The organism is Psychrobacter sp. DAB_AL32B, from assembly GCF_002224105.1.
GTDB lineage: Bacteria > Pseudomonadota > Gammaproteobacteria > Pseudomonadales > Moraxellaceae > Psychrobacter.
Map to the genome: position 1 here is coordinate 1 of NZ_NEXU01000033.1, position 23,945 is coordinate 23,945.

The following is a 23,945-nucleotide window of genomic DNA, read 5'->3' on the forward strand; positions in this document are numbered from 1 at the left end:
AGACGATAGTGATTATGGTCAATGTGGTTTATTATAGTAAGAATAATATTCTTATGTGATATCTGTTGGTAATGCTTTATAGCGGCTACTTGATTATTGTCTTCTGCTCATTGCTCTTAATTTATAATTATTTATTTATAATTATTTATTTGTATTTCTTTATTTGTAATAATCATCGTTTTTCTTTAGCCACCAATTCATATTGTCTTGGCGCTTAGCGCGGAATGCTTCTAGCTTATCTGCAACGGTACTATTGTGCTGGCGTGCGGTATCGAGTGCAAACAAAATTGGTACTGAAGATAAGACCCCAAAACGTATTTTTGATTTTGGTAAATCCAGCCCATCGCCAATATCATCACCGACCAAGGTACGGGTCACACTGGCGTTGACCATCTCAACGAAGCGCCCGCGACGATTGTCCTCACCCATGAGTTGACGCGGCAAATCATGTAACGCTTTTGCCAGTGGTTGTCCCATTTTAAAATCAAGCTGTTGAATGGATAAATAGGTATAGAGCCACTCCCAACAGGCGGCTTCATCTTTAGGTAAGCGATCTAAGTCAACGCCCATCCAATAGCTGGCAAGATTCCAAAGATGTAAAATACCTTCGGCTTCCTCCTTGCTAATACGGGCGCCAAGTAATCTTAATCCGCGCATAATCAACAGTGAAAACTGCAAGTGGGTAGCAATCATGTCAGTTTGATTGATAGGAATACCCCAATAAGCGGTGTTCCAACTACCATCAGGGTTGTGATGTTGATCGGCATTTGCTATCACGCTGGTGGCCGCCTTTGCTTTACCTTTAAGCAAATTCTGCCGTACCAAGGTATGGATTTGACGTACTTTAATCGATTGCCGCCAGCCTTCAGAGCCAATGGCTAGCACTTGGTCGATAGAATGAAGGCTATTGTGCGAGGTAGTGTTTAAGGTAGATTCTAATTGTGGGTGTTCAGAGACCGCCAAGATATAAGCATAAGTACGCATCAAGCGCGGTAGAGCATCGTGCATCAATGCGCCGGTTTGTATCAGTGGTAGTGACAGAGCAGGGATGCTGTAGCCCGCCATCAGGGCGACATTACGCAGTAGCCAAATCAACATTAGCGGATAACGTCGATAGGCAACGGCACCAATCTGGGCAAGCTTGGGGTCGAACCAATCAGGATGACGGCTAAATTGCTCGGTTAAGGCGTTAAATGAGGGATGATTTGTGGGAACATGGTTTCCGAGGGCAGGGTCTGTTTTTCCGTCAATAATACGTTGCTGTAATGGTTTTGCAAAGCGAACACCATCAGCCGCTAGAGCATCTGCTAGGGGATCGCCAATATCGTAACCGGCGACCATCTCATCCAATAATTCTTGCGAGATAACAAAGTCTTTTGGTAGTAAATAACGCTTGATTCGCTTTAATACTTGCAGATCGCTATGGTCATCAATTGCTGTCGTGCGACCATGACGTTGATAAGTGTTAGCTGTTTGATGATGGTTACTACTCTGTCTATACAGGGTATTCGTGTTATTTTTTTTAGCCATATCGATTGAATCCATATGTATCAACTGCTCTGTATCAAGTGCTCATTATAAATATAACAAGCCCTTATAGTCAGGTTTTGTACACTTGTTAGCGAAATTTAATCACTACTCATTTGATTTAATGCGTTTAGTTTTTTTTGAGTATTATTGATACGACGCTTAATATCTCGGAGTTCTGTTGGTAAAGATATTAATCGAGCACGGGCTTCTTTTTCTGTCTCAAAGTCTAGCATTTCACCGTCTTTCAGTTTATCAAACTCTAGTTCGCGCGCTTCTAAAAGCCGTTTGTCCTTATCTAATTGACTATCTAGGGTATAGTAATCTAAGCCTTGTTGATTGGCGATTTGTAAGGTATTTACCATAGTAATAGGGCAGACATTATTTAATTTGCGTCCGCGGCGACCGACATTATAGGCGCTAGTGACGGTGCAATATTGCTTGAGCCCTAGTTGACGACCGCGCTCCCATAGCTGATAGTTGGGGGTTATACTAACTTTGGCACAAGCTTTAGTATGTGACGCTAACCGGTCTGCGGCATAACCCGCCACGCCATCGTTATAGCCAATCACTTGCCAGTCGCCGACCATACATTCTTGCTTAGATAAGGTGGCACAAGCTGACAACATGTAGATACTACCTAGGATGGCTAAGCGTGGTGCCCATTGCCACCCAAGTTGCAGACTAAATTGCCACATTGCCTACTCCCATCATCAACATTGATCAATACTTGCACTAAAAGCTGCTTAGCTTATTTATGATGTGTTAAGTCCACAGATGTATTACTGACTTCATCTTTTAAGGTGGCTTTGAGCATCAGGTAACCGGCAATACCAGAGACGATTGAACCCATAATGATACCTAAGCGCTCATCAAATAGTGGCGTATCACCAGCAAATGCGAGGCCACCGATAAACAAACTCATGGTAAAACCCACACCGCATAGCAATGCTGCGCCATAGATTTGCTTAAAGTTCATGCCTCTTGGCATGGTAGAAATACCCAGTTTAAAGATTAACCAGCACATGATCATGACGCCCAATTGCTTACCGATAAAGAGACCGGCGGCAATACCCAGTGGCACCGAATGAAACAGCTCAGCAAAACCTGCTCCTTTGAACGAGATACCCGCATTGGCAAAGGCAAATAACGGCAGAATACCGTAAGACACCGTGTTTTGCAGATCATGTTCAAGCTCTTCAAGCGGTGAGTGTTCAGGGTCAGTGCGATCAAATAAGGGGATAAATAACGCCAATACCACGCCTGCTAGAGTGGCATGAATACCTGATTTGAGGACGGCAATCCACATGATAACGCCAATAAGTAAATATGGCGTGATACTAGTGACGTTACGGCGATTGAGTAGATATAAGAATGGCAGACACAACGCTGCGACAGCCAGTGAGCCGAGAGATAAATCGCTGGTATAAAATAAAGCGATTATTATAATGGCGCCAATATCGTCAAAAATAGCAATAGATACTAAAAATACCTTTAGCGAGTTGGGTACGCGATTGCCAAGTAAGCTTAAGATACCGAGAGCAAAGGCAATGTCGGTTGCAGCAGGAATGGCCCAACCTTTCCAAAACTCAGGCTCATTATAGTTAAAGAGTAGGTAGACAATGGCCGGCATCATCATACCGCCGAGTGCTGCTCCTGCGGGTAAGATAATTTGCTTAACGTTAGAGAGTTCACCAATTAACACTTCACGCTTAAGCTCAAGACCCACTAAGAAAAAGAAAACAGCCATTAGCCCGTCATTAATCCAATGATGCGCATCTTTCGCAATCGCAAAACCACCAATCTGAATGGCAACGGGCGCATGAATAAAGGATTCATACCAAGTATTAAGAGACGTATTAGCAATAATCATTGCCGCGATAGCTGCCAGCGCTAAAACAATGCCGCCCGACGCCTCGAGGTTGAAAAACGCTCTAACTCTTTGTATTGCCATATTATCCTCATTAACTAAATAAAACGTACTAAATCATTCAAGAAATTCAAGTGCCTATTTCGCTTTTTTCTACCGCATTGCTATGGACTGTCATAAATAACAATGCGGTAAATAGGTAGCCCTAGTTTCTCACAATATTAGCAATATAGACAATTAAATCCGTTAAACCTATTTCTGCTTCTTCCTTGAAGACTGAATGTTTATAAGAAAAAATACCTACAAAAAAACATTTTGATGCGAAAAAATCTCATACGACAAATCTAGCAGACTTTGCTAGGTTTTTGGCTTTTTTTACGCTTTTATCTTTATAATGAGCGGCTTTAAACAATTACTAGTATCAGGCTTGGCTATTATTGAAATAACTTTTATTAAAAAAGCGCTTATAAAAATAGCGCTTATCAAAACATTCACCACTTAATTGGTCATCATATTCTCAGCCTAATATTCTAAGGCTTACTTCTCTTATATCATAAATTTTAAAGGTCAGTGTCATGGACTTATCGCTTTCTATTGAGGTTATTTTAATGTTGTCGGCTGTGGCCGCGCTGGCAGGTTTCATCGATGCCATTGCTGGTGGCGGTGGTTTATTGACGATTCCCGCCATGCTGCTTGCCAATATTCCGCCTGTGCTGACATTGGGCACCAATAAGCTACAAGCGGCTTCAGGCGCGTTGGCTGCGTCCATTACTATGATTAGAAAAGGCGTAGTAAAACCCAAAAATATAAAAATAGCAATTATTGCCGCTTTTATTGGTTCTATCTTTGGGTCAATTGCAGTACAGTTATCACCGCCGGATTTACTAGAGAAGCTCATTCCATTTTTGATTGCCGCGATTGGCATCTATACATTATTCGCTCCCAAACTTGGCGAAGTGGAAGCTGCACCACGAATCTCAGAGGGCGCTTGGCAAAAAGTGGCTGCCCCCTTGATTGGCTTCTATGATGGTTATATGGGACCGGGAACCGGCATGTTTTTTGCGCTTGGAAATGTGGCGCTGCGCGGTCGAAAAATTATCGAAGCGACAGGCGCGGCAAAGGTGCTTAATTTATCTACCAATATTGGCTCGTTAATATTTTTTATCTTGGGTGGTAATGTCTTATGGAAAGTGGGGCTGGCGATGATGGTCGGGCAGACGATAGGGGCTTATTTCGGCTCACATATGGTGGTTAAAGGTGGTAGTAAACTTATTCGTCCAATGATTGTATTGGTATGTCTGGCGATGCTCACTAAGTATGTGCTTGGTTAATTGATGGCAATCCTAAAATTTCATTAGCTGTGTAAAACAATAAACCTCAGTCCAATGGGCTGAGGTTTATTTTTATCTTATGCATATGGCTTTATCAATCACGATTAGCCACGCTTAATATCATCATATTCGCTGCCCATGATGCCATCGTGAAAGACTGCTGATAATTCACGCTCGCTGTCTGCATCGATATGGCCATCAAACATGTCTTTTGCACCCGCATCAGGATCGTTATAAATTGCCAAGTCCATCTCACCTTCTGACTTTGCAACGATTACTGTAACGGCTGCGTCGCCACCAACGTTCACTGCCGTACGCAACATATCAAGAATACGGTCAACCCCTAAAATCAGACCAATACCTTCAATAGGAAGACCGACTTGGGCAAATACCATCGATAACATAATCAGACCCACACCCGGCACGCCTGCGGTACCGATAGAGGCGAGCACTGACATCAAGATAACGGTCAGGTATCCGGTGATTCCTAATTGAACACCATACAGATTGGCGATAAAGATAGTCGCCGTACCTTGCATGATTGCTGTGCCGTCCATATTGATGGTCGCACCAAATGGAATGGTAAAGGAAGCCACTGAGTTATTAACGCCCATGCGCTTGGTGACCGTGCGTAGGGTGATTGGAATCGTGGCGTTCGAGCTTGAGGTACTAAAGGCAAAGATTTGTACTTCGCGCATTTTTGCCAAAAAAGTTCTAATCGACAAACCTGAAGTCAGCTTAAGTATTACCATCATGGTGACAAAAAAGTGAAAGAAGAGTGCACCAACCAATACCGCAACATAACCTAGTAGTGACCAGATAAGATCTAATCCCAGCTCTGCCATCGCTTTGGTCAACAGCGCAAAGACACCATACGGCGCTAAATTCATAATGATGGTCACCATTTTTAAGATGACTTCATTAATAAGCTCTAAGCTTTGTACCAAACCTTTTGCAGGCTTACCCACCATTAAAATACTAATACCGATTAACATCGCAAAAAAGATAATCGATAGCATATCGCCATTTGCCATCGCGCTGATGGGGTTGGAGGGGATAATATTAGAGAAGACATCAAGGAGTGGTGGCGCTGACTCTGCTTCGAAAACCGACGTGGTTTCGATTTGCATGCCCTTACCAATACCAAATAGTGAACCAAGCCCGATAGCAGTAGTAATCGCTAGTGCTGTGGTCACCATATAGATGAAAAATGTTTTGCCACCAATACGTCCTAATAGACGAATATCACCAATACCGCACACGCCGCAGATAAGCGAAATCAAAACCAATGGCACAACGAGCATTTTGAGCGAGTTAACAAATAGCTTACCGATGATGGCAAAAAAACCATTGGTAACATAAGTATTAACGAAGCTACCTTCGGCGTTCATGCCAGAATAGTTTATAACCAAACCCAGAATAATACCCAGCACCATGGCAACAATAATCTTGCCCGTTAGACCCATATTTTTCCACATAAACTCTACCCTTGGTATCTGTCACGCACAGAAATAAATGAGATATCGCAATCAATATGAGTGCAATATCGCTTGTACTATGACTTTTATGACATCTATTAATTTGTTACCTGACCATCAAGTCAGATTTTGGGGACAATATAAAAGAATTGTTGGGGATACTGCAAGAATTTTTTATGACTTAAATAACGTGACATTGTGGGCAGGTTGTGTTTGAACTTTTTTATCCGTCAAAAATTTATATAAAATTGAGTGAATTAAGAGGTGTTGAATAAATATTGAAAAGTAATGTGAGTGATTAAATAAAAAAGCGAGATGACTCTGATGAGAGCATCTCGCTTTTTTAAATGAATATATTTAAATGAATGTAATTAAATGAATATGGCTAGACTAATCATGGTTAGACATTGTCGTTTTTATCACGGCGCAAACCATCTTTCCATGTAGGGTCACTACTCTCTGTTTGCTGTGCATTATCGGCTTTTAAACTATCTGGTTTAGCAGAGTTATTGTCTAGGCGATGGTTGTAGCTCATGCGCTCGCTTAGGTGTGATTCAGCATCACGGTGACGAGGGTCAAGTGCTTGTGCTTCAGGGTTTGACTCATTGAAGTTTGTTTGTCCGCGAGTTTCTTCGACTGTATCTTGTTCATTGACCATCTTTACGTCACCATCACTTTCATAGCCATGGTCAGGATTGGTATCTCCCGTCGGTTGTTCAACATCTGTCACTGGTGCCACATGATCAGGCATCTGCTCGATATTATCCGTAGGTAAACCATGCTTTAATTGTGCATTATTTTTCAATTGTGCATCGTTTTTCAGTTGTGCATAGTCTGTCAGCTTATGCACGGCATTTTCTAAACTGTGCGGATTATCACGTTCTTGAGCTTTAGATAAATGCATATCAAATACATCGGTCAATAATGAATCATAGCGTACCGCATTATAGGTTATCAGCTGCTCCGCCTCTTCTTCAGTAATGTCACCGTTTTGACTGGCGTAGACCACATGATCTTCAAAGGTTAACCCTTCAAAGCTGTCTTTATGTTCTGCTTTTTTAAACTTTTGCCATAAAGGTTCAACTTCGAGCAGCATTTGATAGGCATGCTCCATACGTCCAGTAACATCGTCTGGCTCAGTATTGTAATAAACCATGGTTTTGAGATAGTCGCGGAAGGGGTTGGCTGCAAAATCATCCATAAAGGTATCGCCCAATTTGCGTTTCAGCTCATCGCTGACTGGCGCAAAGATACGACCACTTGGGAAAGTTACAAAGCTGACCACACTGGCCGCCATGCGATTAGGGAAGTTGGCAAATAAAGCAATAAACGCCTCTTGAATGGTATAAAGGCTGTTTTTTAGTGCCACTTCAGCGTGCAAGCGTTCGGCTGCTGATCTGCTGCCATATTCATAAAATTGTAAAATCGCTGTACAGATAAATAGGTGGGCATGAATATCTGCTAAGCGACCAGAGAGCATCTCTTTACGTTTTAAATCACCAGCGAGTAAACCTAATGCCATATCTGCCGTTAAGGCAAAGCCTGCGCTTAAGCGGTTAATGTTCTTGTAATAAGGACGGGTAAAGCTATCGGCAAAACTTGGTGCATGATTGCTACCACCGACATAACCTGCCACAAATGCTTTTGCCCCGCGATTAAAGGTATAACCTAGATGCTTAAAGAATAGAGTATCGAACTGCTTGAGTGCGCCTTCTTTATCTTCGCTTTGCAATAGTTGCAACTCATCGAATAGATAAGGGTGGCAACGCATCGCCCCTTGACCAAAGATCATCAATGAGCGCGTTAATATATTGGCACCCTCAACGGTAATAGATACAGGAATCGCTTGGTAAGGAATCGCTAAAAAGTTACGAGGTCCCATTTGCACTGCGCGACCGCCAACGACATCCATACCGTCATTGATTACCTCGCGCATGGTTTCAGTCGCATAGTATTTTGCCATTGCCGTCATAACGGATGGTGTACCACCTTGGTTTAGACCACAGGTGACCAAATGACGAAAGGCTTCTAACATATAAGTGTTACTGGCCATACGGCTAGTGGCATCTTGCACGCCTTCGAATTTACCGACGGAGATTTTAAATTGTTCACGAACTTTGGCAAAAGCACCAACAGTTAAGTAGGTCATTTCACTGGCTGAAGTTGATAAAGCTGGCAACGAAATACCGCGCCCAACACCCAAACATTCCATCAGCATACGCCAACCGCGTCCGGCATTTTCAACGCCACCGATAATATAATCTAACGGTATAAAGACATCGTTACCATCGACGGTACCATTCATAAAGGGTGAGCCGATTGGATTGTGACGGGGTCCTATAATCACACCTTCATGGTTAGCAGGCACTAACGCACAAGTAATACCATAATCCGTTTTTTCTATATTACCAAGCAGACCTTCTGGGTCATGCATTTTAAAGGCCAAACCAACGACCGTTGCGATAGGTGCCAATGTAATCCAGCGCTTAGAGAAATTCATACGCAGGCCGAGCACTTGCTCGCCTTCATGCAACCCATAACAAACCACACCGGTATCAGGGATGGCGCCTGCGTCAGAGCCAGCTTCTGGACCAGTCAAACCAAAGCAGGGAATTTCCTCACCTTTAGCAAGACCCGGTAACCAACGTTGCTTTTGCTCATCAGTCCCGTAGTGCATCAACAGCTCACCAGGACCAAGCGAGTTCGGTACCATACAGGTCACTGCGGCGGTCGGTGAGCGCGAAGCGATTTTACTCATCACGCGACTTTGGGCATAAGAGCTAAATTCTAAACCGCCATATTCTTTCGGTATGATTAATCCCAAAAAGCCATTGGCTTTGATAAACAGCCACGCCTCTGGTGACAGCTCTTTATCTTCATGGTGGATTTGCCACTCATCGAGCATCATACATAGCGCTTCTACTTCATTATCAATAAAGCTTTGTTCTTCTGCTGATAATTGAGGATAAGGGTATTCAGCAAAGGTATCCCAATCTGGCGCACCCATAAACAGCTCTTTTTCCCACCAGCTTGTACCAGCATCAAGGGCTTCACGCTCCGTATCACTCATACTAGGCATCGCACCGCCCAAGGTTTTGTAAACGGGTTTGGTGATCAGTGTTTGACGAATAGGAGCAATGAGTAGGACTATGCAAAGTAGCGCTAGCGGTATGCCTAAAATAAGCGACCATGGACTGATAAAGGCGGTAACAAGGACGGTGATCAGGGCAACAACACTGCCAGTGACACGTGATAAAGACAACAAAAAGATGGCCAACACCATGGCTAATTGAATGATTACTGCCAAAATAAATAAGCCAATGGCCATGACTGCCTCCTTTATAACGCCAAATCAACAGCGTAAAAAATGTAAGTGAATAAAAGTTTTTGAAATAAATATGATTTTTATTTTATATTTCAATCATTTGCTTTTATAGAATAAGGTTGATGTTTATTCTTATGTCTTGTTTAGAGCAATTAATTTTACAAGTGACCGCATAAGTGACCGTACATGGAAGTTCGATAAATGGAAATTGAACATCGCAGAACAATGTATTTTCTAAATTACTTAAAGTTCCAAGCTAAAATTAAAGTTAACTACTAATATGAAACAGTTGTTTATAACTATCAAGAGCGGAAATGCTACGCTGTGTCGATAATATGTATCAGGATTTTCTCATATATCTAAAAAGATAGCATTTGTAGCTAATTAGCCAAAAGGCGGCAAGCAGCTCTCGGCATAAGATAAGGTTTCATTGCGTCCGACGATGATATGGTCAACTAAAGATAAGTCTATTAAATCACAGGCTTTTTTTAACTCATAGGTCAAAAGATTATCTGCCGTTGATGGTGTAGCATCTGTATGAGGATGGTTGTGAGCGACGATAAGCTGGCTGGCAGCGTGGCTCAAAGCGTGACGCAGCACATGTTTGATGCAGACTGAGCAAGAAGAGATGCCACCTGTAAATAATATCTCAAAATTGATTAAATTTAACGCATTGTCCAAACAGAGTACCGCAAAGACTTCACGAGGTTCACCGCGTAACTGAGTGCTAATGTAATCTTTGACCATTTGTGAGCGCCCGAGTGCTTGACCAGTCTTAAGCTGACTGTCCAAATAGCGCCTGCCCATCTCAAGTGACGCAAGTATCTGCGCGTACTTAGCCGGGCCAATACCATGACAAGCAAGCACGGTTTCTTGAGGCGCAGCTAAGAGTTCTGCGAGGCTACCGAACTGATCAATCAGATGACGAGCCAGCTCTATAGCTGACTGCGACTGCGTACCGGTACGTAGAAATATCGCTAATATTTCGGCATCAGATAAATGGGCTGCGCCAAATTTGAGTAGCTTTTCACGCGGTCGGTCATCTTCATGCCAGTCTTTGATCGCCATTGTCACTCCTTGAAATGCAGTTGATACTCGATAAATAAGATAAATCTAGAAAACTTCCCCTAACTTATCGCATAATTGTTACTATAAGCGCAATTTTTATCTTTCAATTATTTGCTGATGCCACGCTTATGTCAAATATCCTGCTTGCTATCACCGGCGGTATCGCCGCTTATAAATCTGCTATATTTGCCCGTCTATTAATCAAGGCAGGCTTTGAGGTGCGCGTTATTATGACCTCAGGCGCGCAAGCCTTTATCACCCCATTAACGTTGCAAGCTTTGACTGGTAATGAGGTGCATATCTCATTACTCGATGAGCAAGCGGAAGCGGGCATGGGTCATATCGAGCTTGCGAAGTGGGCAGATTTGGTCGTGATAGCGCCGGCATCCGCCAATACTTTGGCACGGCTTGCGATGGGTATGGCTGATGATTTGCTAACGACTGTATGTCTTGCAACGACGGCACCAGTCATTATTGCACCGGCGATGAATCAGCAAATGTGGGCGCATCCAGCGGTTAACCTAAATGTGCAAACCTTGCGTGATATGAACTATCAAATCATTACGCCAGCAAGTGGTGAGCAGGCGTGCGGCGATGTAGGCGCAGGGCGATTGCCTGAGCCGGAAGCATTATTAGACGAAGTGTTGTTGTTTAATGCGATGCAAACGACACCGCAGCTATTAGCAGGTAAAAGAGTAGTGATTACCGCAGGTCCAACGGTTGAAGCAATCGATCCGGTACGTTATTTATCCAATCACTCGACTGGTAAAATGGGTTTTGCTTTAGCGCGCGCTTGTGTTGCTGCTGGTGCAGAAGTTATTTTGATTGCTGGTGGTAAAGTGGCGCTACCTACACCGCTCAACGTCACGCGCATTGATGTATTATCGGCTAAAGAGATGCTGATTGCTGCCCAGCAGTGTGTGCAAGGTACGCATAGCGCCCTACAGTATGTCTCTGAAGATGAGCAAGATGACCATCACAACCATGATCATCATCACAGTGACTGTGGCTGTGGTGATGATCATGGTGATGACCATACGCATTTGGATCATGATAGCTCTGCTAGTGCTAATAGCCAATATGATCCGCGTGCCGCTGATATCTTTATTGCAACGGCGGCTGTAGCGGATTATCGTACCGAAGAAGCCGCCCCGCAAAAAATTAAAAAAACCCAAGATACGATGACGCTGAGCTTGGTGAAAAACCCTGATATCTTAGCGACGATTTCGCTTGCTCACCCAGCGCTGTTTGTCGTTGGTTTTGCGGCAGAAACGCAAGATGTTGAGCGTTATGCTCGCGGTAAACTGGTTGATAAAGACCTAGATTTGATTGCTTGTAATGATGTCTCGCGGGCAGATATTGGTTTTGCGAGTGATGATAATGCCATGGAGGTATTTTTCTCAGAGCGTTATGAGCACGATAGCATCACGCTTGATAAGGCGAGTAAAGATAAGATCGCTGAGCAGTTAGTAAGTATTATTGGTGGGGCAATCTGGCAACGTCACAATGCTTAATGCAATGCTTAATGCAGTGCTTAATGCAGTGCTTAATGCAGTGGCTAGTACAAGGGTTAGTGCAATGATGAGTGTAAAGCCTCGTTATATAAGCATAGGTATAGCAAAAGATATTAAGCTTTGATTGGTAAGGCTGATATGACAGGCATGATAGATAGTGATAGCACGCAAACGCTATTGCTGATAGCTATTTTTGCGCTGGCATCATTGCTACATGGTATTAGCGGGCTTGGTGTGACCTTAGTGACTACCACCGCGCTTGCCAGTATTTATCCGTTACCACATGCCATTGTCTTAGTCATTTTCCCATCGTTATTACTCAATGCCATGACTTGGCTGGCAGGTGGCGGTCGCACGATTTGGCAAAACTTTATTTATTATGGCAGACGCTATTGGCTGCTGGCATTAACCAGCTTACTCGGTAGTTTATTAGGTGCTAAGCTATTGCTATGGGTCGATAGCGCTTATATCTTATTGGTATTGGCAGCTGTTATTAGTTTTTATGTCATCAGTAGTCTACTCTGCAAGCAAATTCAGCTACCAAATACCAAGCCTGTTCTCATTCTCGTTGGCTTTAGTGCAGGTATTATTGGCGGCGCGACTAACGCCATGTCGACCATACTGATGATGTATCTATTGTCTGCAAGTGACGATAAAAATACCATCGCCAAAGTCGGTAATATGTGCTATTTCTTAGGTAAAATTGCCCAAATCATTGTATTGCGTGAGCCTATCATGGCACTGAGCAGTGGTGAATGGCAGCTAATTACTTTACTTAGTGTTTTGTCTATTGCTACGCTTTTAATCGGTATTCGTTTACGTCGTTATTTACCGCAAGCCCGTTTTCGCCAGCTTATCTTATTGATTCTCACCGTACTTGGTATTCGTGTCGGTTGGCAGGGTATTACAGCTTTTTTATAGAGTAAATATAGATGAGTCGAGAAGGGCGCTATTCCCAAATTGGCGCAGCATATGGTTGGTGCAGCGTATCCCACCATTTGAACTGATTATTTAGCGATTGAATAAATTTAACACTATGGTGGCGATTATACTGATTACTATCATGGTTACGACCGGGAAATAAATTCTAGTATTCACTGATTTGTGTTTAATGTCTCCTGGCATATTACCTATCCACGAAAACGCGCTTGGAAATATTAGCCAGATAATTCCTATAAGAATCAAAATAAACCCGATACCAATCAATATTTTTGCCATATAAAAACTGCCTCATTACGTTATTTCGTATCGCCTATTCGTATCGCCTATTAGTCCGCTAATCATTAATCAGCCGTTTTATCAAAAAATATCTGCTGCGCCAGCCGAAAAGTATTACAGTGCGCCTCAACCACATCTTCGATATCTTCTGAATAACCGCCGCCCATGACGATAGCCACTGGAATATTGGCCGCTTTTGCTTGGCGTAAGACGTATTCATCACGAGCCTTGCACCCTTCTATCGTTAGTCCCAGTTTACCCAGCTTATCCGTTGCAAGGACATCGACAGCAGACTGGTAAAAAATGATATCCGGTACAAAATCAGTGATTAAACGGGGTAGCGTTTCTTGTAGAATCTGTAAATACTCCGCATCACCGGTATCGTTATCTAGCTCAATATCTAGGTCTGATACTTGCTTGCGAAATGGATAGTTCTTTGCACCATGCATACTAAAGATAAAAACGCGTGACTCGTCCGCCATGATACTGGCATTGCCATTGCCTTGATGAACATCTAAATCGACCACCAAAATCTTTTGCGCGTGTCCTCGACTTAATAATAAGTTGCTAGCGATACAAACATCATTAAAGACGCAAAACCCCTCACCATGATCAGCAAACGCATGATGGGTACCGCCCGCGACATTCATTGCCACGCCATATTGCTGCGCATAAAGTGCACATTCATAGGTTGCGTGCGCAATGTAGCGACCACGCTCTACCAGTTCTGGCGTCATCTCAAAGCCGATAGCTCGAGCTTCTTTTCGTGGCAACGTTTGGGTCTTAAGCTTGTACCAATACTCTTGCGTATGGGTGGTTAAAATCTCAGCTTCACTCAAGCGTGCAGGCGCAAAAAAATTATCGGCGCTGATCGTGCCTTCTGCCAATAGGCGCTCAGGAATCATGGTGTATTTTTGCATCGGAAAGCGGTGTTTTTCGGGCACTGAATAACGAAAAATATCAGAGTAGGCAATTTTTAGCATAATATTGATGATTTTCTAAAGGTTTGGTTTTTGAAAGCATGGTTTTTAAAATACTGGCCTTGAAAGCATGGTTTTTAAAATAACATATTGAGCGCAAGGTGATTGCTAAAGATAGTGATGTTTTATTGCACAAATTGAGTTGGCAAAAAAAACGTTCGTGAGTCTGCTTGTTGGCGTAGTTGCGTCAATAAGGTTTGCAACTCTTTAGCAGGATCTTGGTTGCTGATCAAATCACTAAATATCTCATAGGTAACCGTCGTCATCGCGACAACACTTTGCAATAAATGCTCAATGATATCGTCATCAATACCTACTGCTTCGATATCGATAGCATTTTTGTAGCGTATCTCGCCATCGTTGATATCCATTTCTAAGTTGCCAATCAACATATCATAATTAATTTGGGTGATGAGAAGCATGGCGGCACTTTGATGGCTCTCTGGTATTAAAAAAGGCAAAACACCATAGACTGCCAGAAGGTTGTTTGTCTCTTGCACACGAAACAAATAACCACAATCGAGCTGCTTATTTCGCATCCTTAAAAATAAATGGTGCGACTGTTGGCTATCGTTGGTTGCAGGTTGATAATGGGTATAGTGCCACTCTTTGTCATTAAAATACTGTTTAAGGTAATCGACAATAGATATGGCATCATTACTATGTGGCTCCGAGGTGCTCTTAATATCAATGTCAGTTTCAGCATCAATATCCTTAGCAACACTACTAATAGAACTGCTATCAGATTTGCTATTAGAATTACTAATATCCGCATTATTAGCCTTTACGCTAACATTCTCCGCTTGCGACGTATTGCTCTCATTATTAACCTTGGCTGCTGGCGTATCCTCAGGCGTTTTTATTTCATCAATAGCAGACTGCACAGTCGATGCTGTTAGCAGCTGTTTAATTTTTTGCCATAAGTTGAGCTTAGTACGTTGACTCATAAATATTGTGCTAGCCAATAAATGATTGATAGTAAGGGTTAATAATAAAGCCGGATAAGCAATTTTCTAAAATAGTAAATTAATCGTCACTAAACACCAAACCATCTTTGATGTTAGGCTGCGCATAAAATGCTTGTAGCATCTCACGGATATGTGCCGTCACCCATGGGCTTTCAAGAGCGTCATTTATGATAGGCAGTAGGGTGGTACTCAATTGCATTATCGCCTGCTCGTCGATATGTAAGCTTGTTGCGACGGTAGCAATAGTATCGGACTGATGATTGCTATACCAAGTATCGACGCTCGCCGCGACTAAGCTATGCAAGTAAGGTGACAAACGCAGGCGGTTATAGCTTTGTTGGATGCTGGCTTCGATATGATCAATACTGCTATCGTTCGGCTCATTACGCAAATAGGTCTGTATTTCGCTAATCGGCTGCTCTTTAATTCGTGCCCAGCCCGTGACTATCAATCGCGCAACTTCTTCATTTGATAAATGCGCTTGAGCATTTACTTCTGCTCGCCGAGTTAAATCTTTAATATTCCGGTGCAGATACGTTTGCAACTTCTCATCGAGGTTTTTGTTGGTGGCTTTTTCAAAAGAGCTGCGCCCAAGCTTCATGAGTTTACCGACCCCGCCTGCTTTGTCTAGCGTATTTTCCATAAAGTCGTTGATGGCGTGATAGAGTGTTTGTGTCAGTAAATCTGCAAATGTGTCGTTACCGACCAGCGTATGAATCAATATATTACGCTGCTCATCATGACTACCAACATAGCCAGCAAGAATCTCAACCTGAGTGTCATCGATCAATTCAGATAAAGGCATATTGTCATTGACTGGATGATAAATAACAGTATGCAAGATATCGCGGATATCTTTACGCAGCACATCACTTAGCGGATGATTCAGTAGCCAGTCATTAATCAGACGCTGCAAATCATCTGCGCTGACATATTTACTGAGTGGCTGCGCGCCTAACCAGTGCCAAGCTTCTATACTGAGCGGTTCAGCTTGCTTACGCAGCCATTGCTGCATAAAAGCAACTTGCGCATCGATTAAGCTGTCTAGTGTTAACGCTTGCGGGTCTAAGTTTTGGATATCTTTTGAAGTCTGCATAGGTTTTGAGGTCATAGTAATCGACAATTTGTTATACTGTGTGGTTGTGGTAAGCATAAAGTATTATGCCATGAACATCGTCTTTGTTTGTGATGAATATCGACTGCTGCTTAATAAATAATGTGAGGTTTGGATGACGGCTTTGAATACAGCCTTACTTGCGCTTGATGAGCTGACAGTTCAGCGCGGTGAAATCCCTTTATGTGAAGGGGTTGCACTCAATCTAGCAGCTGGTAGTATTTGCCATTTAGTGGGTGCCAACGGTACAGGTAAGACGACGTTACTGATGCAGCTGGCTGGATTGTTGCCAGTGCTGGAGGGTGAGGTTTATTACCAAGGAGCAGCAAGTTTGCCTATTCAGCCTTTATATGTATCGCACCAGTTGGGCATTCATCCAAATCTCACCGTCGCACAAAACCTGACCTTTCTGCTGAATTTATATGGTATCACACCTAGCACCGCTGATATTGATGACGCCCTAGCTTGGGTAGGGTTGCAAGGCTTTGAGACTATTAGCTCAAGCCATTTATCTGCTGGACAAACCCGCCGTATCACCCTTGCACGGCTATATTTATTGACGCCTGAAGTGACGCCTTTATGGTTACTTGATGAGCCCTTTACCGCGCTTGATGTCGATATGGTGGCACGAATGGAGGACAGGTTGCGTGATTTTGCTAATACTGGCGGATCGATATTAATGACCAGTCATCAAGCAGTGGGCGTTGCCAATCAAGTGCTCGATTTGTCAGATTACATGGTATAAATACTAGCAGTATAAGTGCGATAAGTATAAGTGGAAGGATGGATAATGACAGATGGCTCAATACAAGAAAATCCCATACAGCTAGTCAATAAAAGCTCAAACATAATCGCATCAGCTGTACGCGGTATTAGCTTTAGGCAATTATGGCGACGCGAATGGCAAGTTAAGCAGCAAGGTGCGGTGCAATGGTTGTATCCTTTGGTGCTGTTTTTAGTAATTATTACTTTGTTTCCGCTAGCGGTTGGTAGTGAGCCTGCTTTATTGCAACGCCTTGGGGTGTCGGCGGTATGGATTGCGGCTTTATTGTCACTGGTCATGGGTGTCGATGGCTTGTTTAAACCTGCCCTTGATAATGGCACACTTGCGCAATTAGTCGTCGCAAAAGCCTCGCTGCCGCTCTGGGTGCTTATCCGTTTAGTGATTCACTGGGTATTTAGCAGTGGCATTGTAGCCGCGTTAAGTTTACTTGCCGTGCCTTTATTTCAGCTCAGCTGGTTTGAAGCGTGGATATTGATGGCTTCTATTGTCACCGGTAGTCCAATGCTGCTGATGTTATCAGCGGTCGCCAGTAGCTTGACGCTATCACTTAAGAATGGGGCAGTATTGGTGCCTTTGATTGCCTTGCCAATGCAGTTGCCGGTCTTGATTTTTGCCACCGGTGCCGTTGATTTATTTGCCAGTGGCCTCAATGGATTGCCTATTTTAGCTTTGTTGTTGGCGGGCAGTATCCTCTCAGTTTTGGTCATGCCATGGGTGATTGCGATGACCTTAAAAATGGCGTGGCTCAATTAAAAATAAAAAATGGCGTGTTATAAAAAGCCTTTATGTTAACAGCATGGTGAAAATCGGCAACTTTGCTATAATAGCCTATTAAACAAACAGTCAGCTGTAGATTCTATTCAGCCTTTAACGCCAGCAAGGTAGCGAATAATAGCGCCAATGGCGCATTATATCGACTATAACCAACAAGCTACGCAATAGGTTCATTCTCATGCCCAACAATAATGTCTCATCTCCTAGCCTGTGGCAACGTATTTGGCAAGTTTTCTTGACCACGGTGGGTACCAAGCAGTTTTTTCGAATCTTTGCGCCTTGGGTCAAGTGGCTAGCGATATTAGCCGGTATCTGTCTGCTCATTGGTAGTGTTTGGGGTTTAGCCTTTGCGCCGCCCGATTACCTACAAGGTAATAGCTATCGTATTATCTTTATTCATGTTCCTGCTGCTAGTCTTGCCATCTCCATTTATTTCGCTTTAGCAGTGTTAGGGGTAATTTATTTAGTCTGGAAGATTAAAACAGCCAGTCTTGTGGCGCAGGCACTTGCTCCCATGGGCTTTTTATTATGCGTGATTAGCTTGTTGACTGGCTCGATTTGGGCAAAACCCACATGGGGCACGTATTGGGTTTGGGATGCACGTTTGACCTCAATGTTGATTTTGGCGTTTTTATATGCGGGCGTCATGGCATTATTTGCCGCTTTTGAGCATACTGCCAACCGTGGCAAAGCGGCGGCTATTCTATCTATTGTCGGTGCCGTGAATCTGCCTATTATTAAATATTCGGTACAGTGGTGGAATACTTTACATCAAGGCTCGACCTTTACCTTAACCGCAGCACCAAAAATGTCTACTGACATGTGGATGCCATTGTTGCTAATGATGATTGGTGGTTATTTACTGGTAGCAACATTGGCGATTTACCGTACCAATACCCTAATTTTATACCGTGACCAAGGTAAGGCATGGGTGAAAGAATATATTCGCGGGCAAGCCAAATGAACATCGACAAACCAAATAACGGCTAGGAAAATATAATGCAGCCTTACTTTTATAGCGTATCTGAATTTATCGCCATGGGTGAGCATGGTGTTTTTGTCTGGTCATGCTGGGCAATTACCGTTGGCGTGATGTTGGTTTTTATTATATATAGTCGCAGACAAAGACAAGCGTTGATAAAGCAACTGACTATTCAACAAGCGCGGCAGGCACAGCGCACAGCCAAACCTTCTGTACCTGCAACTAAGCACTCTGCTTCGTAAAAACAACCCAACCTCATTGTTTTGGCTCATTATATCGTCAAATCCTAATGGTAAATATATGACCTCATCAGTTGCGATGGGGCTTATTGATTTATGCAAAAAATGCTACCATATAGGTATTAGAAGAGTACGATTAGAAAGACATTTTTAGAACGTTTTTCTAATGGTAGTTTCTTTAATATTTTCTGTTTTATAGATTGATAGTTTATAAAATAGTGATCCACCAATGAGGTAGTGGTATGAACGCAGTTCGTCGCAAAAAACTGATGTGGGTTATGTTTACGCTTGCAGGGGCGGCGATAGCCGTGGTGCTGGTTATTTATGCCATTGGGCAACAGACCGACTACTACTTTGACGCTACGTCCATTGCGCAAGGTGAAGCACCCCAAGATAAACGTATTCGCGCCGGTGGTATGGTAGTCGCTGGTAGTGTTCAGCGTGCGCCAAATGACCCTTTAAGCATTGAATTCGCTATCACCGACTTTGAATCGACAGTACCAGTGACTTACCAAGGTATCTTGCCGGATTTGTTCGCTGAGAACTCAGGAGTTGTCGCTACCGGTAAAATGCAAGGTAAGACCTTTGTCGCAGGCGAAGTATTAGCGAAGCATGACGAAAACTATATGCCGCCAGAAGTTGCCAAATCGATGAAGGAAAACAATCGTATCGGTGCAATACCTTCTTCTGAGCAATACAATCCTGCTGAAAAGATTCATGAGACTAAGACGTTGCAACAGTAGTTTTTCTAAAAAGATCATGGTTAAGTGGCAAAATTAGTACTTAAGTAATGAGAGCTATAAAAAAGCCAGCGACATTTAATCGCTGGCTTTTTTTATTCATCATGCTTAAATAATTATTAGCATTTAATCATCCCACTCAGGAGAATAGTCTGGATGCTTGATTTTACGACCATCAGCACGAGCTAAGCCACTTATTTTCTCAATCTCATCGGCACTCAATTGCACATTGATAGCGTCTAGATTACCTTGCAGATGATCGGGGTTGGATGTCTTTGGAATAGCGATACGGTGCTTATCTGATAGAATCCAAGCCAACGATACTTGTGCTGGCGTAATACCATGCTTGTCAGCAATTGCTTGAATGACTTCATTATCAAAGACATCACCACGTGCGAGTGGCGAGTAAGCTTCTAATAAAATATGATGATTGTTTAAAAAAGTTTGTAAGGTTTTTTGCTTAATAAAAGGATGGAACTCTACTTGGTTGACCACAATAGGCACATCAGCATATTTCTTGGCTTCGATAATATGAGCAATATTAAAATTAGAGACGCCGATATTGCGAGTTAGCCCCTGTTTTTGTAGCTCGCATAACGCAGGAATGGTTTCTGATAATGGCACGCGGTCATCTGGCCAATGTAATAGCAGTAAATCAACGTAATCGGTATCTAAATTTTCTAAAGAACGCTTGGCTGCGGCGATGAGTTTTTCTGGCTTAAACTTCATATCATCAGGGAATATTTTCGTCGTTAAAAAGAACTTATCGCGAGCGACACTTGATTGCTTGATACCTCGTCCTACTTCCTTTTCGTTGTCATAAGCTTGAGCGGTGTCAATATGCTCGTAGCCCATTTTTAACCCTTGGCTGACGACATCAATACAGTCTTGACCCGTTGATTGCCAAGTACCCAGTCCGAGTACCGGAATATTGGCTTGTCCAGCAGTGCGAATATTATAAGTTTTAGCACGCATATTATTATCCTTGTTGTTTTTTTGATTTATTAATAGCTTGTGTGATTTATTAATAGAAGAATAAATATTGGTATTCTAATTTCTATTTAACCTACCCACTATAGAAAAAAGAAGCCGTCAGCGATAGTGCGGTTGACGCTTTCCTACAAACTACAAACAGGCTGTAACGTCATTTTTAGTAAGTGATTGTGTAAGCAATAAAATCTAGACCAAAAAAAGCCCATTATTTAAAAATAATGGGCTTTTGCTATTAGGACTTTTAGAGCGGTTAATTAATGCAAATTAACCGTTATTAAGCTATTAAACGGTCGATTATTTAGTAGCAGCTTCTGCTACTGGTGCAGTGTCCGCTGTAGGGGCAGCGGCATTATCAGCACCCCAAATTTTTGGATATTTATAGCCAGGGAAGCTATCATGGGCATACTTTTTAAAGGTATCTGAATTATAAGCTTCAGTGACGTCTTTCACCCATTTTTTATCTTTATCTGCAGTTTTGATGGCTGACCAATTCACATAAGCAAAGCTTGGCTCTTGGAATAGTGCTTCTGTCAGCTTGATACCAGCATCGGTGGCGTAGTTACCATTAATGATAGCAAAGTCCACTTCATCACGCGCACGAGGTAGCTGCGCTGCTTCTAGCTCAACGATTTTGATATCGTATTTGCTGTTATCAGCGATGTCAGTTTTTGAAGCAGTAAGAGGATCAATATTGTCTTTTAGGGTGATCCAGCCAAGTTCATTCATCATCACTAAAGCACGAGCAAAGTTACTTGGGTCATTGGGTGCAGAGACGCTCATACCCTTAAATACATCGTCGATTTTAGTCTTTTTACCTGAGTAAACACCAAGCGGGGCAGTAGGTACTTGAAAGACTTCTACTAAATCAAGATTATTTTCTTTTTTGAAAGTATCTAGATAAGGCTTATGTTGGAAGATATTGATGTCTAAATCGCCATCTGCCAAAGCAATGTTTGGACGGACATAATCGGTAAAAGTCACCAACTCAACTTCATAGCCTTGGGCTTCTAATGAGCCTTTTACTTGATTACGAACCATATCTGCAAAGTCACCTTCGGTCGTACCGATGATGATTTTGCTATGTTCAGGATCGATATCACTGGTCGCAGCAGTTTCCGCACTAGCGCCTTCAGTAACGGGCTCTTTGGTGGCTTCTGGTGCTGATGAATTGTTGCAACCGACCAATACTAGGCCTGATACGCCAACAGCTGCAAATGCAGTCGCTACTTGACGGCTGATATCTGTTAATTTCATGGAACTTCCTTAATAAGGGATAGGGATATAGGGAATAAAATATCGAGATTAAAAATGCAGCATTAAAAAAGCAACATTATGAATAGTAATGCTGCTAAGTTAACGGTTGTTAAGATAGTATCAAAATTAAAGGGAATCAGTTACAAAGTCAAGCATTTGCTCAGGATGAATTGGCATTAAAGCCTGTATATTATTCATAACGAGCGTTATCTAACTTTTGATATCAAATGTCATGCATCAGTTCTAACGCTTATCCAAGCGAGTTGCTATCCAATTGCCAGAAGCCTGAATACCGATAACCATAATCGATAGCATGATGACAATAAATACCATGACCTCAGTTTGGTAGCGATAGTAACCATAACGAATGGCTAAATCACCCAAACCGCCACCACCAATCATACCAGCCGCTGCGGAAAAAGAGAGCAAGCTGATACAGAGAATCGTCACGGACAAGACCAGTCCAGAGCGCGCCTCATTGAGCAAGACTTTGATAACGGTCAGTGGACGGGCACCCATGGATTCGGTCGCTTCAATGATACCACGGGGTACTTCACGTAAGTTTTGTTCGACCAGGCGTGCAAAATAGAACGAGCCAGCAATCGCCAATACTAAAGATGCCGCGATTGGTCCAATACCTGTGCCAACGATGGCTTTGGTAAAAGGGCTCATCGCGATCATCAAAATCACGAATGGAAAAGCGCGCATAAAGTTCGTGATAGCACCAAGCACGCCATATAGCGTTTTATTCTGCAAAAACTGCCGATCGCTGGATAAAAATAAGAATATCCCAAACAGACCACCGATAAGGATGGCTACTGTTGTGGAGATACCAAGCATAATAAAGGTATCTACAAACGCCTGCCAAATCTCTTTACGCAGTACGAGCAGCTTATCTATGGAGGCGGATAATTCAGCACCGGTTAACATGTTTATTTCTCCTGCCTCATTAGTCTTCGTGGACTAAGCCTTTGCCAATTGGGGTGGTGGCCTGAATGAGACCGTCGCGTATATCTGCGACTTCGAGTAATTGTCCCTGATGTAACAATGCAGCGCGATCACATAGCCTACGAATGACACTCATTTCATGAGTCACGATGACAATGGTCACACCAAGTTGTTCATTAATATCACGTAGGCAGCTCAATAAGCTGCGTGTCGTCGCAGGGTCAAGCGCGCTGGTAGGTTCGTCAGCCAATAGGACTTTAGGACTAGGGGCAATAGCGCGGGCGATACCGACACGCTGCTTTTGCCCACCTGATAGCTGCGCAGGGTAATGGTTGGCGCGGTCGGTCAAATCAACGATTTCTAAGCAATCCATGACACGCTTATAAATATCGCGACTAGGATAGCCGGCTACCGTTAAATTAAAGGCGACATTTTCAAAGACAGTGCGATTTGACATCAGGTTAAATTGCTGGAAAATCATACCGATATTATGCCGAGCAATACGTAAATCACTGGCAGATAATGTGGTCAAATCAGTACCATCTATAATCACTTGACCTGAATCCGGACGCTCAAGTAAATTAATCAGACGTAAGAGGGTAGATTTACCAGCGCCCGAATAACCCATCAAGCCAAAGATTTCGCCTTGCTGAACAGTTAGTGACGTCGGCTCGACAGCAGTAAACCAATGTGGCTTGCCGTCTTTATCTTTTATAGACCGGTCACTTAAAAAACTTTTGGTCACATCGTTTAAGACAATCATGTCACTCATGGAGGGCTCAAAATTCAATAAATATTTTTAATAGTCATGAAGCTGTTGCAGTTTTCTTTATAGTAA

22 protein-coding genes are annotated in these 23,945 nt (G+C 42.8%); 8 read left to right on the top strand and 14 right to left on the bottom strand.

The window, feature by feature from the left end; all coding sequences use genetic code 11:
- Positions 1-159 precede the first annotated feature (159 nt).
- The 3 genes from CAN34_RS04070 to nhaA form a co-directional block, all read right to left on the bottom strand.
- Positions 160-1,545 carry an oxygenase MpaB family protein gene (locus tag CAN34_RS04070; RefSeq protein WP_089554556.1) on the bottom strand — a complete coding sequence of 462 codons (1,386 nt, stop codon included), beginning with the start codon at positions 1,543-1,545 and terminating at the stop codon, positions 160-162.
- Between the two features lie 83 nt (positions 1,546-1,628).
- Positions 1,629-2,225: a DUF2799 domain-containing protein gene (locus tag CAN34_RS04075; RefSeq protein WP_089554557.1), complete on the bottom strand. Its 597-nt coding sequence runs from the start codon at positions 2,223-2,225 to the stop codon at positions 1,629-1,631.
- 53 nt (positions 2,226-2,278) lie between these two features.
- Positions 2,279-3,481 (bottom strand): Na+/H+ antiporter NhaA, encoded by a 1,203-nt coding sequence (gene nhaA, locus CAN34_RS04080; RefSeq protein ID WP_089554558.1) that lies wholly within the window; start codon positions 3,479-3,481, stop codon positions 2,279-2,281.
- A 491-nt stretch (positions 3,482-3,972) separates the two neighbouring features.
- Here nhaA and CAN34_RS04085 point away from each other — a divergent pair, with 491 nt between their 5' ends.
- Positions 3,973-4,728, top strand: coding sequence for a TSUP family transporter (locus tag CAN34_RS04085; RefSeq protein ID WP_089554559.1), 756 nt, complete (start codon positions 3,973-3,975; stop codon positions 4,726-4,728).
- Positions 4,729-4,832: 104 nt separating this feature from the next.
- Here the strand turns inward: CAN34_RS04085 and CAN34_RS04090 are convergent, their stop codons facing one another.
- The 3 genes from CAN34_RS04090 to radC all read right to left on the bottom strand — a co-directional run bounded on the left by CAN34_RS04090 (position 4,833) and on the right by radC (position 10,599).
- Positions 4,833-6,206: a dicarboxylate/amino acid:cation symporter gene (locus CAN34_RS04090; RefSeq protein WP_089554560.1), complete on the bottom strand. Its 1,374-nt coding sequence runs from the start codon at positions 6,204-6,206 to the stop codon at positions 4,833-4,835.
- 400 nt (positions 6,207-6,606) lie between these two features.
- Entirely contained in the window at positions 6,607-9,534 is a 2,928-nt protein-coding gene (locus CAN34_RS04095) for an acyl-CoA dehydrogenase (protein ID WP_089554561.1), read from the bottom strand.
- A 381-nt stretch (positions 9,535-9,915) separates the two neighbouring features.
- Positions 9,916-10,599 carry a DNA repair protein RadC gene (radC, locus tag CAN34_RS04100; RefSeq protein WP_089554562.1) on the bottom strand — a complete coding sequence of 228 codons (684 nt, stop codon included), beginning with the start codon at positions 10,597-10,599 and terminating at the stop codon, positions 9,916-9,918.
- 128 nt (positions 10,600-10,727) lie between these two features.
- On the opposite strand from radC, the gene coaBC reads away from it, so the two are divergent.
- Both coaBC and CAN34_RS04110 read left to right on the top strand, forming a co-directional pair.
- Complete coding sequence (gene coaBC, locus CAN34_RS04105) at positions 10,728-12,113, top strand: bifunctional phosphopantothenoylcysteine decarboxylase/phosphopantothenate--cysteine ligase CoaBC (protein WP_089554563.1); 1,386 nt, start codon at positions 10,728-10,730, stop codon at positions 12,111-12,113.
- 138 nt (positions 12,114-12,251) lie between these two features.
- Positions 12,252-13,034 (top strand): sulfite exporter TauE/SafE family protein, encoded by a 783-nt coding sequence (locus CAN34_RS04110; protein WP_089554573.1) that lies wholly within the window; start codon positions 12,252-12,254, stop codon positions 13,032-13,034.
- A 90-nt stretch (positions 13,035-13,124) separates the two neighbouring features.
- Here CAN34_RS04110 and CAN34_RS04115 read toward each other — a convergent pair whose 3' ends face one another.
- The 4 genes from CAN34_RS04115 to CAN34_RS04130 all read right to left on the bottom strand — a co-directional run bounded on the left by CAN34_RS04115 (position 13,125) and on the right by CAN34_RS04130 (position 16,432).
- On the bottom strand, positions 13,125-13,331 hold the full coding sequence (locus CAN34_RS04115; protein ID WP_089554564.1) for a DUF2905 domain-containing protein: 207 nt from the start codon (positions 13,329-13,331) through the stop codon (positions 13,125-13,127).
- Positions 13,332-13,396: 65 nt separating this feature from the next.
- A complete protein-coding gene (locus CAN34_RS04120; RefSeq protein ID WP_089554565.1) occupies positions 13,397-14,314 on the bottom strand; it encodes a histone deacetylase in 918 nt (305 codons plus the stop codon).
- Positions 14,315-14,436: 122 nt separating this feature from the next.
- A complete protein-coding gene (locus tag CAN34_RS04125) occupies positions 14,437-15,258 on the bottom strand; it encodes a YbjN domain-containing protein (protein ID WP_089554566.1) in 822 nt (273 codons plus the stop codon).
- Positions 15,259-15,337: 79 nt separating this feature from the next.
- Positions 15,338-16,432 carry a DUF445 domain-containing protein gene (locus CAN34_RS04130; protein WP_254423081.1) on the bottom strand — a complete coding sequence of 365 codons (1,095 nt, stop codon included), beginning with the start codon at positions 16,430-16,432 and terminating at the stop codon, positions 15,338-15,340.
- A gap of 76 nt (positions 16,433-16,508) precedes the next feature.
- Between CAN34_RS04130 and ccmA the strand changes: the two genes are divergently transcribed.
- The 5 genes from ccmA (at position 16,509) to ccmE (ending at position 19,915) form a co-directional block, all read left to right on the top strand.
- On the top strand, positions 16,509-17,138 hold the full coding sequence (gene ccmA / locus CAN34_RS04135; RefSeq protein WP_089554567.1) for a heme ABC exporter ATP-binding protein CcmA: 630 nt from the start codon (positions 16,509-16,511) through the stop codon (positions 17,136-17,138).
- Between the two features lie 45 nt (positions 17,139-17,183).
- Positions 17,184-17,930 (top strand): heme exporter protein CcmB, encoded by a 747-nt coding sequence (locus tag CAN34_RS04140; protein ID WP_254423082.1) that lies wholly within the window; start codon positions 17,184-17,186, stop codon positions 17,928-17,930.
- 199 nt (positions 17,931-18,129) lie between these two features.
- The gene (gene ccmC / locus CAN34_RS04145; RefSeq protein ID WP_079692608.1) at positions 18,130-18,915 is read left to right on the top strand and encodes a heme ABC transporter permease CcmC; all 786 of its coding nucleotides are present in this window, start codon (positions 18,130-18,132) and stop codon (positions 18,913-18,915) included.
- 35 nt (positions 18,916-18,950) lie between these two features.
- Positions 18,951-19,175 (top strand): heme exporter protein CcmD, encoded by a 225-nt coding sequence (gene ccmD, locus CAN34_RS04150; protein WP_089554568.1) that lies wholly within the window; start codon positions 18,951-18,953, stop codon positions 19,173-19,175.
- 239 nt (positions 19,176-19,414) lie between these two features.
- Positions 19,415-19,915, top strand: coding sequence for a cytochrome c maturation protein CcmE (gene ccmE / locus CAN34_RS04155; protein WP_089554569.1), 501 nt, complete (start codon positions 19,415-19,417; stop codon positions 19,913-19,915).
- Between the two features lie 123 nt (positions 19,916-20,038).
- Here the strand turns inward: ccmE and CAN34_RS04160 are convergent, their stop codons facing one another.
- The 4 genes from CAN34_RS04160 to CAN34_RS04175 form a co-directional block, all read right to left on the bottom strand.
- Positions 20,039-20,887 carry an aldo/keto reductase gene (locus CAN34_RS04160; protein WP_089554570.1) on the bottom strand — a complete coding sequence of 283 codons (849 nt, stop codon included), beginning with the start codon at positions 20,885-20,887 and terminating at the stop codon, positions 20,039-20,041.
- Positions 20,888-21,199: 312 nt separating this feature from the next.
- On the bottom strand, positions 21,200-22,159 hold the full coding sequence (locus CAN34_RS04165; protein WP_089554571.1) for a MetQ/NlpA family ABC transporter substrate-binding protein: 960 nt from the start codon (positions 22,157-22,159) through the stop codon (positions 21,200-21,202).
- Positions 22,160-22,402: 243 nt separating this feature from the next.
- A complete protein-coding gene (locus CAN34_RS04170) occupies positions 22,403-23,089 on the bottom strand; it encodes a methionine ABC transporter permease (RefSeq protein WP_089554572.1) in 687 nt (228 codons plus the stop codon).
- A gap of 19 nt (positions 23,090-23,108) precedes the next feature.
- Positions 23,109-23,879, bottom strand: a complete 771-nt coding sequence (locus CAN34_RS04175; RefSeq protein ID WP_165767609.1) for a methionine ABC transporter ATP-binding protein — start codon at positions 23,877-23,879, stop codon at positions 23,109-23,111.
- Positions 23,880-23,945 lie beyond the last annotated feature (66 nt).

Bases quoted from the DNA above. Each gene is read 5' to 3' on its own strand.
- CAN34_RS04070 (WP_089554556.1), bottom strand. From the start codon at position 1,545: ATGGATTCAATCGATATGGCTAAAAAAAATAACACGAATACCCTGTAT.
- CAN34_RS04075 (WP_089554557.1), bottom strand. From the start codon at position 2,225: ATGTGGCAATTTAGTCTGCAACTTGGGTGGCAATGGGCACCACGCTTA.
- nhaA (WP_089554558.1), bottom strand. From the start codon at position 3,481: ATGGCAATACAAAGAGTTAGAGCGTTTTTCAACCTCGAGGCGTCGGGC.
- CAN34_RS04085 (WP_089554559.1), top strand. From the start codon at position 3,973: ATGGACTTATCGCTTTCTATTGAGGTTATTTTAATGTTGTCGGCTGTG.
- CAN34_RS04090 (WP_089554560.1), bottom strand. From the start codon at position 6,206: ATGTGGAAAAATATGGGTCTAACGGGCAAGATTATTGTTGCCATGGTG.
- CAN34_RS04095 (WP_089554561.1), bottom strand. From the start codon at position 9,534: ATGGCCATTGGCTTATTTATTTTGGCAGTAATCATTCAATTAGCCATG.
- radC (WP_089554562.1), bottom strand. From the start codon at position 10,599: ATGGCGATCAAAGACTGGCATGAAGATGACCGACCGCGTGAAAAGCTA.
- coaBC (WP_089554563.1), top strand. From the start codon at position 10,728: ATGTCAAATATCCTGCTTGCTATCACCGGCGGTATCGCCGCTTATAAA.
- CAN34_RS04110 (WP_089554573.1), top strand. From the start codon at position 12,252: ATGACAGGCATGATAGATAGTGATAGCACGCAAACGCTATTGCTGATA.
- CAN34_RS04115 (WP_089554564.1), bottom strand. From the start codon at position 13,331: ATGGCAAAAATATTGATTGGTATCGGGTTTATTTTGATTCTTATAGGA.
- CAN34_RS04120 (WP_089554565.1), bottom strand. From the start codon at position 14,314: ATGCTAAAAATTGCCTACTCTGATATTTTTCGTTATTCAGTGCCCGAA.
- CAN34_RS04125 (WP_089554566.1), bottom strand. From the start codon at position 15,258: ATGAGTCAACGTACTAAGCTCAACTTATGGCAAAAAATTAAACAGCTG.
- CAN34_RS04130 (WP_254423081.1), bottom strand. From the start codon at position 16,432: ATGCTTACCACAACCACACAGTATAACAAATTGTCGATTACTATGACC.
- ccmA (WP_089554567.1), top strand. From the start codon at position 16,509: ATGACGGCTTTGAATACAGCCTTACTTGCGCTTGATGAGCTGACAGTT.
- CAN34_RS04140 (WP_254423082.1), top strand. From the start codon at position 17,184: ATGACAGATGGCTCAATACAAGAAAATCCCATACAGCTAGTCAATAAA.
- ccmC (WP_079692608.1), top strand. From the start codon at position 18,130: ATGCCCAACAATAATGTCTCATCTCCTAGCCTGTGGCAACGTATTTGG.
- ccmD (WP_089554568.1), top strand. From the start codon at position 18,951: ATGCAGCCTTACTTTTATAGCGTATCTGAATTTATCGCCATGGGTGAG.
- ccmE (WP_089554569.1), top strand. From the start codon at position 19,415: ATGAACGCAGTTCGTCGCAAAAAACTGATGTGGGTTATGTTTACGCTT.
- CAN34_RS04160 (WP_089554570.1), bottom strand. From the start codon at position 20,887: ATGCGTGCTAAAACTTATAATATTCGCACTGCTGGACAAGCCAATATT.
- CAN34_RS04165 (WP_089554571.1), bottom strand. From the start codon at position 22,159: ATGAAATTAACAGATATCAGCCGTCAAGTAGCGACTGCATTTGCAGCT.
- CAN34_RS04170 (WP_089554572.1), bottom strand. From the start codon at position 23,089: ATGTTAACCGGTGCTGAATTATCCGCCTCCATAGATAAGCTGCTCGTA.
- CAN34_RS04175 (WP_165767609.1), bottom strand. From the start codon at position 23,879: ATGAGTGACATGATTGTCTTAAACGATGTGACCAAAAGTTTTTTAAGT.